Consider the following 13,892-nt stretch of genomic DNA (forward strand, 5'->3'; position numbering starts at 1 on the left):
ATCCATTGTCGTTGTCTTGGGTCAGACGCTTAGAACGTCTGACCGAGGGAGAATTGGAACACTTGAGTTTCAGCGTTATCCGGTTTCTTGATCGGTGTGGCCAACGCGAAGCTCAAAGGTCCCAGTGCGGTAACCCAGGTCACGCCAACACCGACGGAACTGGCCATGTTGCTCAGGCTGATGTCGTTGCATTGAGTGTTGGCCTTTGTACCGTCAGCGTTTGTGGTCGACTTGCAAGTCGAATCGAACACGTTACCGACGTCCCAGAATACCGACGTACGCAGCGAACGCTGGTCCTTCACGAACGGCAGCGGGAACAGCACCTCGACACCACCCTGGATCAACACGTTACCACCGAATGGCAGCGGGTCCTGATCGGGGTCGGCAATCGTACCAACGTTACCGGTAACTGCCTGTCCACGGCTCGGTGTACTGCGCGGGCCTAAGGTGCTGTCTTTAAAGCCGCGAACCGAGTTGAAACCACCAGCATAGTAGTTTTCATAGAACGGCAAGCCGTCGGTCGAACCGTAACCATCGCCATAACCCAGCTCGGTGTGCAGACGCAGGGTGTAGTTTTCGGTCAGTGGCTGGAACAGCTGGCCACGGTAATCCAGTTTGTAGAACGACAGATCGCTACCAGGAATGGTGGTTTCCAGGGTCAGGCTCTGGGAACGGCCACGGGTTGGCAGTACGCCCTTGTTCAGGGTCGACTCGGACCAGCCGGCCGACGCCTTGAAGTTCAGGTACTGATCGCCTTCCTGACGAACGAAGTCGAAGATTTCGTCAACGGTGTACTGACCGGTCTTGATCTTGTCCTGCTGAGCGGACAGACCGAAGGTCAGACGCGAAGTCTCGCTGATCGGATAACCGACGTTCACGCCGGCACCCAGGCTGTCTACCGCATAGCTGGCTACGTCGATGTTCAGATCTTTGTAGTCGGTGGTGCGATAGAACGCGTTGTAGCCCAGGCTCACGCCATCGGCGGTCCAGTAGGGGTCAACGTAGCCGAAGTTGTAGCGGCTCTGGTATTCACTGCGGGTCAGGCCGACGCTGACGCGGTTACCGGTACCCAGGAAGTTGTTCTGAGTGATGGAGCCACCGAGGATCAGACCGGCGCTCTGGGCGAAACCGACACTGGCGGTGATCGAACCGGAAGCCTGCTCCTCGACCGCATAGTTCACGTCAACCTGGTCATCGACACCCGGAACGGCCGGGGTCTCGACGTTGACTTCCTTGAAGAAGCCCAGACGCTCGAGACGGGTCTTGGACTGGTCGATCAGGTAGGTCGAAGCCCAGCCACCTTCCATCTGGCGCATTTCACGGCGCAGTACTTCGTCTTCGGACTTGGTATTGCCACGGAAGTTGATGCGGTTGACATAGGCGCGCTTGCCCGGATCGACGGCAAACAGGATGTCCACGGTGTGGTCATCGTCGTGCGGCTGCGGAACACCGTTGACGTTGGCGAAGGTATAGCCCTCGTTGCCCAGGCGACGAGTGATCAGTTCCGAAGTGGTGGTCATCAGCTTGCGCGAGAACACCTGGCCTTTCTGCACCAGCAACAGCGACTTGACCTGGTCTTCAGGAACTTTCAGATCGCCACTGAGCTTGACGTCACGAACGGTGTATTTCTCGCCTTCGTTGACGTTGATAGTGATATAGACGTGCTTCTTGTCCGGGGTGATGGAAACCTGGGTCGAAGCGATATCCATGTTGATATAGCCGCGATCCAGATAGTAGGAACGCAGACGCTCCAGGTCACCGGACAGCTTTTCACGGGCGTACTTGTCGTCGTTCTTGAAGAACGACAGCCAGTTGGTAGTTTTCAGTTCGAACAGGTCGACCAGGTCTTCTTCAGGGAAAACCGTGTTGCCGACCACGTTGATGTGCTGAATGGCAGCTACGGCGCCTTCGTTGATCTTCACTTTCAGGCCGACACGGTTACGCGGCTGCGATACCACTTCGGTATCGACGGTGGCCGAGTAACGGCCCTGTGCCACGTACTGACGCTGCAGCTCGTTACGCACACCTTCGAGGGTCGCACGCTGGAAGATCTCGCCTTCCGCCAGACCGGACTGCTTGAGCCCCTTCATCAGGTCTTCGGTGGAGATCGCCTTGTTGCCTTCGATTTCGATGCTCGCGACCGACGGGCGTTCGACGACCGTGATCACCAGAACATTGCCTTCGCGGCCCAGCTGGATATCTTGAAAGAAACCGGTTTTGAACAACGCACGAGTGGATTCCACCAGGCGACGGTCATCCGCCTGCTCGCCGACGTTCAACGGCAAGGCACCAAAAACGCTACCCGCGGAGACCCGCTGGAGGCCATTGACGCGAATATCAGAGATAGTGAAGGACTCGGCGTGAACTTCGGCGATCATCAATGCGGTGAGAACCGCAGTTAGCAGCAGACGTTTCATGAAGTCCTTTCTTATTCCAACTGGCAATAAACAAACTGCCGCAAAATGCGGCAGATTCGCGATTCAGCGAAGCGTTACAGGCGACCCAGGTCGTTGACCAGAGCAAGCAACATCACTCCGACCACCAAACTGATACCGATCTGTATCCCCCAACCTTGCACCCGATCCGACAAGGGACGACCACGCGCCCACTCGATCAGATAAAACAACAGATGCCCCCCATCCAGTACGGGAATGGGCAGCAAATTCAGAACCCCCAGGCTAATACTCAGATAAGCAAGGAAATTCAGGAAATCAGCAACGCCCGACTGGGCAGAAGCGCCCGCCACTTTAGCAATGGTTATCGGTCCACTCAAGTTTTTTACCGAGAGCTCGCCGAACAGCATTTTCTTCAGTGAATCCAGCGTCAGGACGCTCATGCTCCACGTGCGACGGGCCCCCTCGCCAATCGCGGCCAGGGGACCGTAACTGACTTCCCGGATCATTTCCGGTGGCCAATCGACCGCCTTCACCCCCGCCCCCAGATAACCGCTTGGCGACTTGGCCTCGCCGCGCGCAGCCAGCGTCACCGGGACGTCGATTTGAGCACCATCGCGCTCGACATGCAGCATGATTCTGGTATCAGGACGCGTACGTACCGTGTCGACCACTTGCTGCCAGTCATCCAGCGCCTTGCCATCCAGAGCCAAAAGACGATCACCGGTTTTCAACCCGGCCGCCTGGGCCGGACCTTTCGGGTCAAGCTCGGCAAGCACTGGCGGCAGTGCCGGACGCCACGGACGAATACCCAGCGAACGAATGGGGTCAGGCTCCTCTGCCCCTTTCAGCCAATGATCCAGCACAAGCTCGCGCGGCGAATCAGCGGTGGAACCCTGTTCGCGCACCAGCACATGCAGCGAACCGCTTTCCCCCAGACGACGTACCAGCTGCAGATTGACAGCAGCCCAGCCGGAAGTCGGTTCGCCGTCGATGGCAATGATTTCCTGGCCCGCCCCCAGCCCGGCCTTCGCCGCGATACTGCCGGACTCGACCGCACCGATGACCGGCCGCACCTGCTGGCTGCCCAGCATGGCCAGAACCCAGAAGAACGCCAGGGCCAGCAGAAAGTTGGCAACCGGGCCGGCGGCGACGATGGCAATGCGCTGACGAACGGATTTGCGGTTGAATGACCGATGGAGCTGATCGGCGGGCACTTCGCCTTCGCGCTCATCCAGCATCTTGACGTAACCGCCCAGCGGAATGGCGGCGACGACAAACTCGGTTCCCTGCTTGTCGTGCCAACGCAGCAAGGGCATGCCGAAACCCACGGAAAAACGCAGAACCTTGACGCCACAGCGACGCGCGACCCAGAAATGGCCGAATTCGTGAAAGGTGACCAGCACACCCAGGGCGATCAGGGTGCCGGCAATCATATAGAGCGCGCTCATCTACTTTCTCCGCAATCCTGTTCCGTTTCGCGTGATGCCGTATGCCCTCTTCAGAGCTATCGACCGTGGCGAGTCAGCCATTGGCCGGCCAGCCTGCGAGCCGCCGCGTCCGCCGCAAATACCGCATCGAGATCATTCAGAGCAACCACCGGCTCGAGATTCAACACTTCCTCGATGATACTCGCGATTTCAAGGTAGCGAACCCGCCCCTCAAGAAACGCTGCCACTGCCACCTCGTTTGCGGCATTAAGCATCGCTGGCGCGCTGTTGCCCGCCTCGGCGGCCTGGCGTGCCAGACGCAGGCAGGGAAACCGCTCTTCATCGGGCGCCTCGAAATCCAGCCGCGCGATGGCAAACAGGTCCAGCGGTGCCACACCCGAATCGATGCGCTCAGGCCAGGCCAGCGCATTGGCGATCGGGGTACGCATATCGGGATTGCCCAACTGCGCCAGTACCGAGCCGTCCACGTAATCGACCAGAGAATGAATCACGCTCTGCGGGTGAATCACCACCTCGACTTGCGACGGCCGGGCATCGAACAGCCAGCAGGCCTCGATCAATTCGAGCCCCTTGTTCATCATGCTGGCCGAATCCACGGAAATCTTGCGCCCCATGGACCAGTTCGGATGAGCGCAGGCCTGATCGGGTGAAACATGCGCCAGTTCGGCCATCGGCGTCTGCCGGAAGGGACCGCCAGAGGCTGTCAGCAAAATCCGACGCACACCGACCGAACTCAAACCGCGAGAAAAATCCTGCGGCATGCACTGGAAAATCGCATTGTGTTCGCTGTCGATAGGCAGCAGGACCGAGCCGCTCTTGCGCACGGCCTCCATGAACAGAGCGCCGGACATCACCAGCGCTTCCTTGTTGGCCAGAAGAATTTTCTTGCCGGCCTCGACAGCCGCCAGGGTCGGACGCAGACCGGCAGCGCCGACAATGGCGGCCATCACGGCATCCACCTCGGGAGCAGACGCGATCTGGCACAGACCGTCCTCACCCACCAGCACGCGCGTCGGCAGTCCGGCGGCACGCAAGTCATCCTGCAAGCCGCGGGCTGCGGCGATTTCCGGCACCACCGCAAATTGCGGCACATGGCGCACGCACAAGGCCAACAGCTCGCTCATCCGCGAGAAGCCACTCAAGGCGAAAACCTGATAACGCTCGGGATGACGAGCAATGACATCCAGAGTGCTCAGGCCAATCGATCCGGTCGCCCCCAGAACGGTAATCTGTTGCGGGCGGCTCACGGTGCCGACATCCACAGCAATACCGCGAATACCGGAATCGCCGCCGTCAGACTGTCGATACGATCCAGTACGCCGCCATGGCCCGGCAGCAGATTACTGCTGTCCTTGATGCCGGACTGACGCTTGAACATGCTTTCCGTCAGGTCACCCACCACGGAAATGAACACGATCAGCGCCGCACCGATCAAGCCCTTGAACAATTGGGCCACCGTCCAGTCACGAAACAGTGCGACCAGCGTGGTAATCACCAGGCTCAACGCCAGGCCGCCATACACGCCCTCCCAGCTTTTGCCGGGACTGACTTGCGGGGCCAGCTTGCGCTTGCCGAACGCGCGACCGGAGAAATAGGCACCGATATCGGCCCCCCAGACCAGCACCATCACGGCCAGGATCTGCAGGTTACCCAACTGGTTTTGCTTGATGTAGACCAGCCCTTGCCAGGCCGGCAGGAGAATCAGCAGGCCGATCACCAGCTTGCTCGCGGCACTGGCCCAGCGCTCGCTGGAGCGCGGATAGGTCAGCACCAGCCAGGTCGCCACCGCCCACCAGATCACCGAAGCACCGAGCACCCAGGGTGCCAGCCCCGGCAGGATATACATGACGAACAGCATCAGTGCGACGACCGCCGCATAACCAACACGAAACGATTGCGCAGTGAAACCGGCCAGGCGCGCCCATTCCCAGGCACCCAGACTGACAACCAGACCGATGAACAGCGCAAAGCCCGAACCTTCGAGCAGGAAAAATCCGCCCAGAGCGATCGGCAGCAGGATCAGCGCAGTGATGATTCGTTGTTTAAGCATTAAACCCGGGCTCCAGCTTCGACCTGCTCGCTCGTTTTACCGAAACGACGCTGACGCGAAGCGAAATCGGCCAGCGCATTGCGCATGGCATCGTGTTTGAAGTCCGGCCAGAACAGGTCGGAGAAGTACAACTCGGCATAAGCCAGCTGCCACAGCAGGAAGTTGCTGATGCGGTGCTCGCCGCCCGTGCGGATACACAGATCCGGCAACGGCAGATCGCCGGTCGCCAGGCAGGCTTGCAGCAGATCAGGCGTGATGTCTTCCGGCCGCAGGTGTCCTGCCTGAACCTCACGGGCCAGACGCTGCGCAGCTTGCGCGATATCCCACTGACCACCGTAGTTGGCAGCGATCTGCAGGATGAATCGATTGCTTCCTGCAGTCATGGCCTCCGCTTCGCGCATGGCGGCCTGAAGCTCGGGATGGAAACGCGAGCGGTCACCGATGATGCGCAGGCTGATGTTGTTGTCGTTGAGGCGCTTGGCCTCACGACGCAGTGCCTTGAAGAACAGATCCATCAATGCACTGACTTCATCGGCCGGGCGCTGCCAGTTCTCACTGGAAAAGGCGAACAGCGTCAACACCTCGACCTTGGCCTCGGCGCACACCTCGATCACCGCCCGCACAGCATCCACACCCGCCTTGTGCCCGGCGACGCCAGGCATGAAGCGTTTTTTCGCCCAGCGATTGTTGCCATCCATGATGATCGCGACATGGCGCGGCACCGCGGACGGCGCAGTCTGCTTGGTCTTTTCCATTTAAAGCTCGACCCTTATACGGCCATCAGGTCTTTTTCTTTTTCGTCAGTCGCCTTGGTGATCTGAGCTTCGAAGTCCTTGATCAGCTTGTCGATCTCGGCACTTGCACGACGCTCTTCGTCCTCGCTGATCTCCTTGTCCTTGGACAGTTTTTTCAGCTCTCCCATGGCGTCGCGACGAATGTTGCGCACCGCAACGCGAGCATCTTCGGCAGCGGCACGCGCCTGCTTGGTGAAACCCTTGCGGGTTTCCTCGGTCAGCGGCGCCATCTTGATCAGCAGCAGCTCACCCAGGTTCGTCGGGTTGAGGTTCAGACCGGCGCTGCCAATGGCCTTGTCGATGGCACCGAGCATATTGCGCTCGAACGGCACGACCTGCAGGGTCTGGTTGTCTTTCACGGTGACACTTGCAACACCGCTCAACGGGGTATCCGAACCGTAGTAAGGCACCATTACACTACCCAGGATGCTTGGGTGGGCCTTGCCGGTACGAATCTGACCGAATGCATGATTCAGCGACTCCAGCGACTTGTGCATGCGCGCCTGGGCGTCTTTCTTGATTTCATTGATCATTGTTGAACTTCCTCGATCAGGGTTCCTTCAGCGCCACCATGCACGATGTTCAGCAGGGCGCCGGGCTTGTTCATATTGAATACGCGCAATGGCATCTTGTGATCGCGGCACAGGCAGATAGCCGTCAGGTCCATTACACCCAGCTTGCGATCCAGTACTTCATCATAAGTCAGATGATCGAACTTCTCGGCATGCGGGTCCTTGAACGGGTCGGCAGTATAGACACCATCGACCTTGGTCGCCTTGAGCACGACGTCCGCGTCGATTTCGATTGCACGCAGGCAGGCTGCAGAATCCGTGGTAAAGAACGGATTGCCGGTACCGGCCGCGAAAATCACCACGTCCTTGGAGTTCAGGTGGCGCATGGCCTTGCGACGATCATAGTGATCGGTCACACCGACCATGGAAATGGCCGACATCACGATGGCCGAGATATTGGCACGTTCCAGCGCGTCGCGCATGGCCAGGGCGTTCATCACAGTGGCCAGCATGCCCATGTGGTCGCCCGTGACCCGATCCATACCCGCCTTGCTCAGCGCCTCACCGCGGAACAGGTTGCCACCGCCGATCACCAGGCCGACCTGAACACCGATACCGACCAGCTGGCCGACTTCCAGCGCCATGCGGTCCAGCACTTTCGGGTCGATCCCGAACTCTTCCGAGCCCATCAGGGCCTCGCCGCTAAGCTTGAGTAGAATGCGTTTATAGCGAGCCTGATAACCACTGCCCTGCTGAGCCATTGCGAATCTCTCCTGCGGCGTATTTAAAAAATTCTTTGCGAGCTGTTTGCAGCTGCGTTCACTCTAGCGTGGCGCTGCTTCAGCGCCATCGGAACATGGCTTTGTAAGTCAGTTCCAAGGGGAAACCAATTAAAAACTGGCAACCCTATCTGAAAAGAGGCTGCGCGCGTGAGCGGGCAGCCTCTTTCGGGCGACAGTCGAAAACCGTCTTATTGCTTGGCGGCAGCCACTTGAGCAGCAACTTCAGCAGCGAAGTCGTCAACTGGCTTCTCGATGCCTTCGCCTACTTTGAAGTAAGTGAAGGAAACGATTTCGGCACCGGCTTTCTTGGCCAGTTCGCCAACCTTGACTTCCGGGTTCATGACGAACGCCTGCTCTTTCAGCGAGGCTTCAGCCTTGAACTTGGTGATACGGCCGTTGATCATGTTCTCAACGATGTTTTCCGGCTTGCCGGCGATCTTGTCGGCGTTCAGTTGCAGGAATACATTCTTCTCGCGCTCGATGGCCTCGGCGGAGATTTCCGATGCATCCAGGAACTCCGGGTTCGAAGCCGCAACGTGCATGGCGATGTTCTTGGCCAGCTCGACGTCGCCACCTTTCAGAACGACCACTGCACCAATCTTGTTGCCGTGCAGGTAAGCACCTACAACGTCACCTTCAACACGCGCCAGACGACGAATGTTGACGTTTTCGCCACACTTGGCAACCAGGGCTTCACGAGCCGCTTCACGGGAAGCGATCAACGGAGCGGCATCGGTCAGCTTCTGAGCGAAGGCTTCTTCGAGGCTTTCGCTGACGAAGTTCTTGAAGTCATCCTGCAGAGCCAGGAAGTCGGTCTGCGAGTTCACTTCCAGCAGAACGGCGGATTTACCGTCGGTCTTGACAGCGATAGCGCCTTCAGCGGCAACGTTGCCGGCTTTCTTGGCAGCCTTGATCGCGCCCGAAGCACGCATGTCATCAATGGCTTTTTCGATGTCGCCGCCAGCCTTTTCCAGGGCTTTCTTGCAATCCATCATGCCTTCGCCGGTACGCTCGCGCAGTTCTTTGACCAACGCTGCAGTAATTGCTGCCATTTTCAAATTCCTCTTGGATAGGTTTTCAACCATTCCACCCGATCGAACGGGCGTTCAATTCTTCCCGAAACACCTTATACCCGCCGCACGTTACAGATGCTGGGGGAGCGCTGCCACAATCGGGCGCCGACAAATGGTTTTCGAGGTGGCAAAAAGGGGGCCAAGCCCCCTTTTTGCTTACTGAGTCAACGCCAGGGCGTCAATTACTCAGCTGCAGCCTGAGTTTCTTCAGCTGCGAATTCAACAGCACCGCCGGCAACGTTGTTGCGACCACGGATAACTGCGTCGGCCATCGAACCCATGTACAGCTGGATAGCGCGGATTGCGTCATCGTTGCCTGGGATGATGTAGTCAACGCCTTCCGGGCTGCTGTTGGTATCGACAACGCCGATGACCGGGATGCCCAGCTTGTTGGCTTCGGTGATCGCGATGCGCTCGTGGTCAACGTCGATCACGAACAGAGCGTCTGGCAGACCGCCCATGTCCTTGATGCCGCCCAGGGAGCGATCCAGCTTCTCGAGATCACGGGAGCGCATCAGCGCTTCTTTCTTGGTCAGCTTGGCGAAAGTACCGTCTTCGGCCTGTACTTCAAGGTCACGCAGACGCTTGATGGAAGCACGGATGGTCTTGAAGTTGGTCAGCATGCCGCCCAACCAGCGGTGATCGACGTACGGCGAACCGCAACGTGCTGCTTCTTCAGCAACGATCTTGCCAGCGGAACGCTTGGTGCCGACGAACAGAATCTTGTTTTTGCCCTGAGCCAGACGCTCTACGAAAGTCAGAGCTTCGTTGAACATTGGCAGGGTTTTTTCAAGGTTGATGATGTGAATCTTGTTACGCGCGCCGAAAATGTACTTGCCCATTTTCGGATTCCAGTAACGGGTTTGGTGACCGAAGTGCACACCGGCCTTCAGCATATCGCGCATGTTGACTTGGGACATGATAGTTCCTTGATAAGTCGGGTTGGGCCTCCACGTATCCCAATGACCAACCCCTGATCCGAGAATCAAAGGCACCCAGGTCATCGTGTCGACACGTGTGTGGGTTAATGTTCCCGGAGCTATCCCCGGAAAGCGGCGCATTTTATACCACAGCAAGGCCGCAAACGGAACCCGGAATCTGTAATCGCGTCAGGGACATGGATCCCGCCCCCTTGGAATAGGCCTTGCGCGCACTATTGTATAGAGAGAAGCGATGCACGCAGGCGCGGATTTGCGCCTTTGGTCTGTTAGAATCGCGTTTTTCAGGGTGGCATGGCGAAAACCGCTGCCCTGTCCGTATCAGCAAGCGCCGTCGAGCGCAGAGAGAGCCTGTATGACCGTCACCCTCAAAACTCCCGAGGACATCGCTGGCATGCGTGTCGCCGGCAAACTGGCCGCCGATGTGCTGGAAATGATTGCCGAGCACGTCAAGCCGGGCGTGACCACCGATGAGCTGAACCGGATCTGCCACGACTATATCGTCAACGTGCAGCAGGCGATCCCTGCCCCGCTCAACTACAAGGGCTACCCGAAGTCGATCTGCACCTCGATCAACCACGTGGTCTGCCATGGCATTCCGAACGACAAGCCGCTGAAAAACGGCGACACCCTGAACATCGACGTCACCGTGATCAAGGACGGCTACCACGGCGACACCAGCCGCATGTTCCACGTCGGCACCGTGCCGGTCTGGGCCGAGCGCCTGTCCCAGGTCACCCAGGAATGCATGTACAAGGCGATCGAGATCGTCAAACCCGGCTGCCGCCTCGGCGATATCGGCGAGATCATCCAGAAGCACGCTGAAAAGAACGGCTTCTCCGTGGTGCGCGAATTCTGTGGCCACGGCATCGGCAAGGTCTTCCACGAAGAGCCGCAGATCCTGCACTACGGCCGTGCGGGCACCGGCATGGAACTGAAGGCCGGCATGACCTTCACCATCGAGCCGATGATCAACCAGGGCAAGGCCGACACCAAGGTGCTGGGCGACGGCTGGACCGCGATCACCAAGGACCGCAAGCTGTCGGCGCAGTGGGAACACACTTTGCTTGTCACCGACACCGGTTACGAAATCTTCACCCTGCGCAGCGATGACACGATCCCGCGCGTATCGGCCTGATCCGCAAACCGCTCCCAGCCTATAGAAGGAAAGCCAATCGATGCCGCAGGTGGATCCCGAACTCTTCGACCGCGGCCAGTTCCAGGCTGAACTGGCCCTGAAAGCGAGCCCCATCGCCGCGTTCAAGAAGGCGATCCGCCAGGCCCGCGAGGTGCTGGACGCACGCTTTCGCAGTGGCCGTGACATCCGCCGACTGATCGAAGACCGCGCCTGGTTCGTCGACAACATCCTGCAAAAGGCCTGGGACCAATTCAGCTGGAGCGAAGACGCCGACATCGCGCTGGTCGCGGTCGGCGGCTACGGTCGCGGTGAATTGCACCCCTATTCCGATATCGACCTGCTGATCCTGCTGGACAGCGCCGATCACGAAATCTTCCGCGACTCCATCGAGCGGTTTCTGACGCTGCTGTGGGACATCGGCCTGGAAGTCGGTCAGAGCGTTCGCTCGGTAGAGGAATGCGCCGAAGAGGCCCGCGCCGACCTGACGGTGGTCACCAACCTGATGGAAAGCCGCACCATCTGCGGCCCGGAGCGTCTGCGCCAGCGCATGCTCGATGTCACCAGCACCGCGCACATGTGGCCGAGCAAGGAGTTCTTCCTGGCCAAGCGTGCCGAGCAGAAGGCCCGCCACCACAAATACAACGACACCGAATACAACCTGGAACCCAACGTCAAAGGCTCGCCCGGCGGACTGCGGGACATCCAGACGATCCTGTGGGTCGCCCGGCGCCAGTACGGCACCCTGAATCTGCGTGCCCTCGCCGGCGAAGGCTTCCTGGTCGAGAGTGAGAACGCCCTGCTGGCATCGTCCCAGGAATTCCTCTGGAAGGTGCGCTATGCCCTGCACATGCTGGCCGGGCGTGCCGAAGACCGACTGCTGTTCGATCACCAACGCACCATCGCCGGATTGCTGGGGTTTCAGGGCGACGACGCCAAGCAGGCCGTCGAAAACTTCATGCAGCAGTATTTCCGCGTGGTGATGAGCATTGCCCAGCTCAGCGACCTGATCATCCAGCACTTCGAGGAAGTCATCCTCGCCCCGGAAGACGAAGCACCACCACAACCGATCAACTCGCGCTTCCAGCTCCATGACGGTTACATCGAAGCACGCAACGACAACGTGTTCCGCCGCACGCCGTTCGCGATGCTCGAAATCTTCGTGCTGATGGCCCAGCAGCCGGAAATCAAGGGTGTGCGCGCCGATACCATTCGCCTGCTGCGGGAAAATCGCCACCTGATCGACGACAACTTCCGTAACGACATCCGCAACACCAGCCTGTTCATCGAACTGTTCAAGTGCAAGATCGGCATTCACCGTAACCTGCGGCGGATGAATCGTTACGGTATCCTCGGACGCTATCTGCCGGAATTCGGTTTCATCGTCGGGCAGATGCAGCACGACCTGTTCCATATCTATACGGTCGATGCGCACACGCTGAACCTGATCAAACACCTGCGCAAATTGCAGTACACCCAGGTGTCGGAGAAGTTTCCGCTGGCCGCCAAACTCATGGCCAAACTGCCCAAACCCGAACTCATCTACATGGCGGGCCTGTATCACGATATCGGCAAGGGCCGGCATGGCGACCACTCGGAGATCGGCGCGGTCGATGCCGAGGCGTTCTGCCAGCGCCATCAATTGCCGGTATGGGACAGCCGCCTGATCGTCTGGCTGGTGCAGAACCACCTGGTGATGTCGACCACTGCGCAGCGCAAGGACTTATCGGACCCACAAGTCATCCATGACTTCGCGCTGGCGGTGGGCGATGAAACCCGGCTCGACTACCTGTACGTGCTCACGGTGGCCGACATCAACGCGACCAACCCGACCCTGTGGAACTCCTGGCGCGCCAGCCTGTTGCGCCAACTCTACACCGAGACCAAACGCGCCCTGCGCCGGGGTCTGGAGAACCCGGTAGACCGCGAAGAACAGATTCGCCAGACCCAGAGCGCGGCGCTGGACATTCTGGTGCGCGGCGGCACTGATCCGGACGACGTCGAGCAGTTGTGGGCGCAACTGGGCGATGACTACTTCCTGCGCCACACGGCCGGCGACGTGGCCTGGCACAGCGATGCGATTCTCCAGCAACCTGCAGACGGCGGGCCGCTGGTGCTGATCAAGGAAACCACCCAGCGCGAATTCGAGGGCGGCACGCAGATCTTCATCTACGCGCCGGACCAGCACGACTTTTTCGCCGTGACCGTGGCCGCGATGGACCAGCTCAACCTGAACATTCATGACGCCCGGGTCATCACCTCCAGCAGCCAGTTCACTCTCGACACCTACATCGTGCTCGACACCGATGGCGATTCGATCGGCGACAATCCGCTGCGGATCAAGCAGATCCGCGACGGGCTGACCGAAGCCCTGCGTAACCCGGACGAATATCCGACGATCATCCAGCGCCGGGTGCCGCGCCAGCTCAAGCACTTTGCCTTTGCTCCGCAAGTCACGATCCATAACGATGCCCAGCGCCCGGTAACGGTTCTGGAACTGACTGCACCCGACCGGCCGGGCCTGCTGGCGCGGATTGGCGGGATTTTCCTGGAGTTCGACCTGTCGCTGCAGAACGCCAAGATCGCCACCCTCGGCGAACGGGTTGAAGACGTTTTCTTCATCACCGACGCCCACAACCAGCCGCTGTCCGACCCGCTGCTGTGCAGCCGTTTGCAGGATGCCATCGTCGAACAGCTCAGCGTCAATCAGGAACCCGACATCAAACTGTCGCGCATCAGTATCTGAATCAACCATTTCCCCCCT

At 59.2% G+C, this 13,892-nt stretch carries 11 protein-coding genes; 2 read left to right on the plus strand and 9 right to left on the minus strand.

All coding sequences use genetic code 11. The features are described from left to right. Positions 1-29: 29 nt before the first annotated feature. The 9 genes from bamA to rpsB form a co-directional block, all read right to left on the minus strand. Complete coding sequence (gene bamA, locus ACK6BI_RS14660) at positions 30-2,417, minus strand: outer membrane protein assembly factor BamA (RefSeq protein ID WP_409317626.1); 2,388 nt, start codon at positions 2,415-2,417, stop codon at positions 30-32. A 74-nt stretch (positions 2,418-2,491) separates the two neighbouring features. Further along, the gene (gene rseP, locus ACK6BI_RS14665; protein WP_409317627.1) at positions 2,492-3,844 is read right to left on the minus strand and encodes a sigma E protease regulator RseP; all 1,353 of its coding nucleotides are present in this window, start codon (positions 3,842-3,844) and stop codon (positions 2,492-2,494) included. Between the two features lie 56 nt (positions 3,845-3,900). Beyond that, positions 3,901-5,091 (minus strand): 1-deoxy-D-xylulose-5-phosphate reductoisomerase, encoded by a 1,191-nt coding sequence (gene ispC, locus ACK6BI_RS14670; RefSeq protein ID WP_409317628.1) that lies wholly within the window; start codon positions 5,089-5,091, stop codon positions 3,901-3,903. Then, positions 5,088-5,894 carry a phosphatidate cytidylyltransferase gene (locus ACK6BI_RS14675; protein ID WP_409317629.1) on the minus strand — a complete coding sequence of 269 codons (807 nt, stop codon included), beginning with the start codon at positions 5,892-5,894 and terminating at the stop codon, positions 5,088-5,090. Before ACK6BI_RS14675 ends, ispC begins: the two co-directional genes overlap by 4 nt. Next, entirely contained in the window at positions 5,894-6,649 is a 756-nt protein-coding gene (gene uppS, locus ACK6BI_RS14680; RefSeq protein WP_409317630.1) for a polyprenyl diphosphate synthase, read from the minus strand. The genes ACK6BI_RS14675 and uppS overlap by 1 nt, the downstream gene beginning before the upstream one ends. Positions 6,650-6,663: 14 nt before the next feature. Then, positions 6,664-7,221: a ribosome recycling factor gene (gene frr, locus ACK6BI_RS14685; protein ID WP_065259188.1), complete on the minus strand. Its 558-nt coding sequence runs from the start codon at positions 7,219-7,221 to the stop codon at positions 6,664-6,666. Further along, the gene (gene pyrH, locus ACK6BI_RS14690) at positions 7,218-7,961 is read right to left on the minus strand and encodes a UMP kinase (RefSeq protein ID WP_011332683.1); all 744 of its coding nucleotides are present in this window, start codon (positions 7,959-7,961) and stop codon (positions 7,218-7,220) included. Before pyrH ends, frr begins: the two co-directional genes overlap by 4 nt. A gap of 209 nt (positions 7,962-8,170) precedes the next feature. Beyond that, positions 8,171-9,034, minus strand: a complete 864-nt coding sequence (gene tsf, locus ACK6BI_RS14695) for a translation elongation factor Ts (RefSeq protein ID WP_065259187.1) — start codon at positions 9,032-9,034, stop codon at positions 8,171-8,173. A 203-nt stretch (positions 9,035-9,237) separates the two neighbouring features. Next, positions 9,238-9,975: a 30S ribosomal protein S2 gene (rpsB, locus tag ACK6BI_RS14700; protein WP_409317631.1), complete on the minus strand. Its 738-nt coding sequence runs from the start codon at positions 9,973-9,975 to the stop codon at positions 9,238-9,240. 373 nt (positions 9,976-10,348) lie between these two features. On the opposite strand from rpsB, the gene map reads away from it, so the two are divergent. Further along, a complete protein-coding gene (gene map / locus ACK6BI_RS14705) occupies positions 10,349-11,131 on the plus strand; it encodes a type I methionyl aminopeptidase (protein ID WP_065259186.1) in 783 nt (260 codons plus the stop codon). Positions 11,132-11,171: 40 nt separating this feature from the next. After that, entirely contained in the window at positions 11,172-13,874 is a 2,703-nt protein-coding gene (locus tag ACK6BI_RS14710; RefSeq protein WP_260522381.1) for a [protein-PII] uridylyltransferase, read from the plus strand. Positions 13,875-13,892 lie beyond the last annotated feature (18 nt).

Origin of the sequence: Pseudomonas sp. KCJK9016 (assembly GCF_046231795.1) — a bacterium.
In the GTDB taxonomy this organism is placed as follows: Bacteria; Pseudomonadota; Gammaproteobacteria; order Pseudomonadales; family Pseudomonadaceae; genus Aquipseudomonas; species Aquipseudomonas bananamidigenes.

Excerpts from the sequence above, each read along its gene's own strand:
- bamA (WP_409317626.1), bottom strand. The coding sequence starts at position 2,417 with ATGAAACGTCTGCTGCTAACTGCGGTTCTCACCGCATTGATGATCGCC.
- rseP (WP_409317627.1), bottom strand. The coding sequence starts at position 3,844 with ATGAGCGCGCTCTATATGATTGCCGGCACCCTGATCGCCCTGGGTGTG.
- ACK6BI_RS14675 (WP_409317629.1), bottom strand. The coding sequence starts at position 5,894 with ATGCTTAAACAACGAATCATCACTGCGCTGATCCTGCTGCCGATCGCT.
- uppS (WP_409317630.1), bottom strand. The coding sequence starts at position 6,649 with ATGGAAAAGACCAAGCAGACTGCGCCGTCCGCGGTGCCGCGCCATGTC.
- frr (WP_065259188.1), bottom strand. The coding sequence starts at position 7,221 with ATGATCAATGAAATCAAGAAAGACGCCCAGGCGCGCATGCACAAGTCG.
- pyrH (WP_011332683.1), bottom strand. The coding sequence starts at position 7,961 with ATGGCTCAGCAGGGCAGTGGTTATCAGGCTCGCTATAAACGCATTCTA.
- tsf (WP_065259187.1), bottom strand. The coding sequence starts at position 9,034 with ATGGCAGCAATTACTGCAGCGTTGGTCAAAGAACTGCGCGAGCGTACC.
- rpsB (WP_409317631.1), bottom strand. The coding sequence starts at position 9,975 with ATGTCCCAAGTCAACATGCGCGATATGCTGAAGGCCGGTGTGCACTTC.
- map (WP_065259186.1), top strand. The coding sequence starts at position 10,349 with ATGACCGTCACCCTCAAAACTCCCGAGGACATCGCTGGCATGCGTGTC.
- ACK6BI_RS14710 (WP_260522381.1), top strand. The coding sequence starts at position 11,172 with ATGCCGCAGGTGGATCCCGAACTCTTCGACCGCGGCCAGTTCCAGGCT.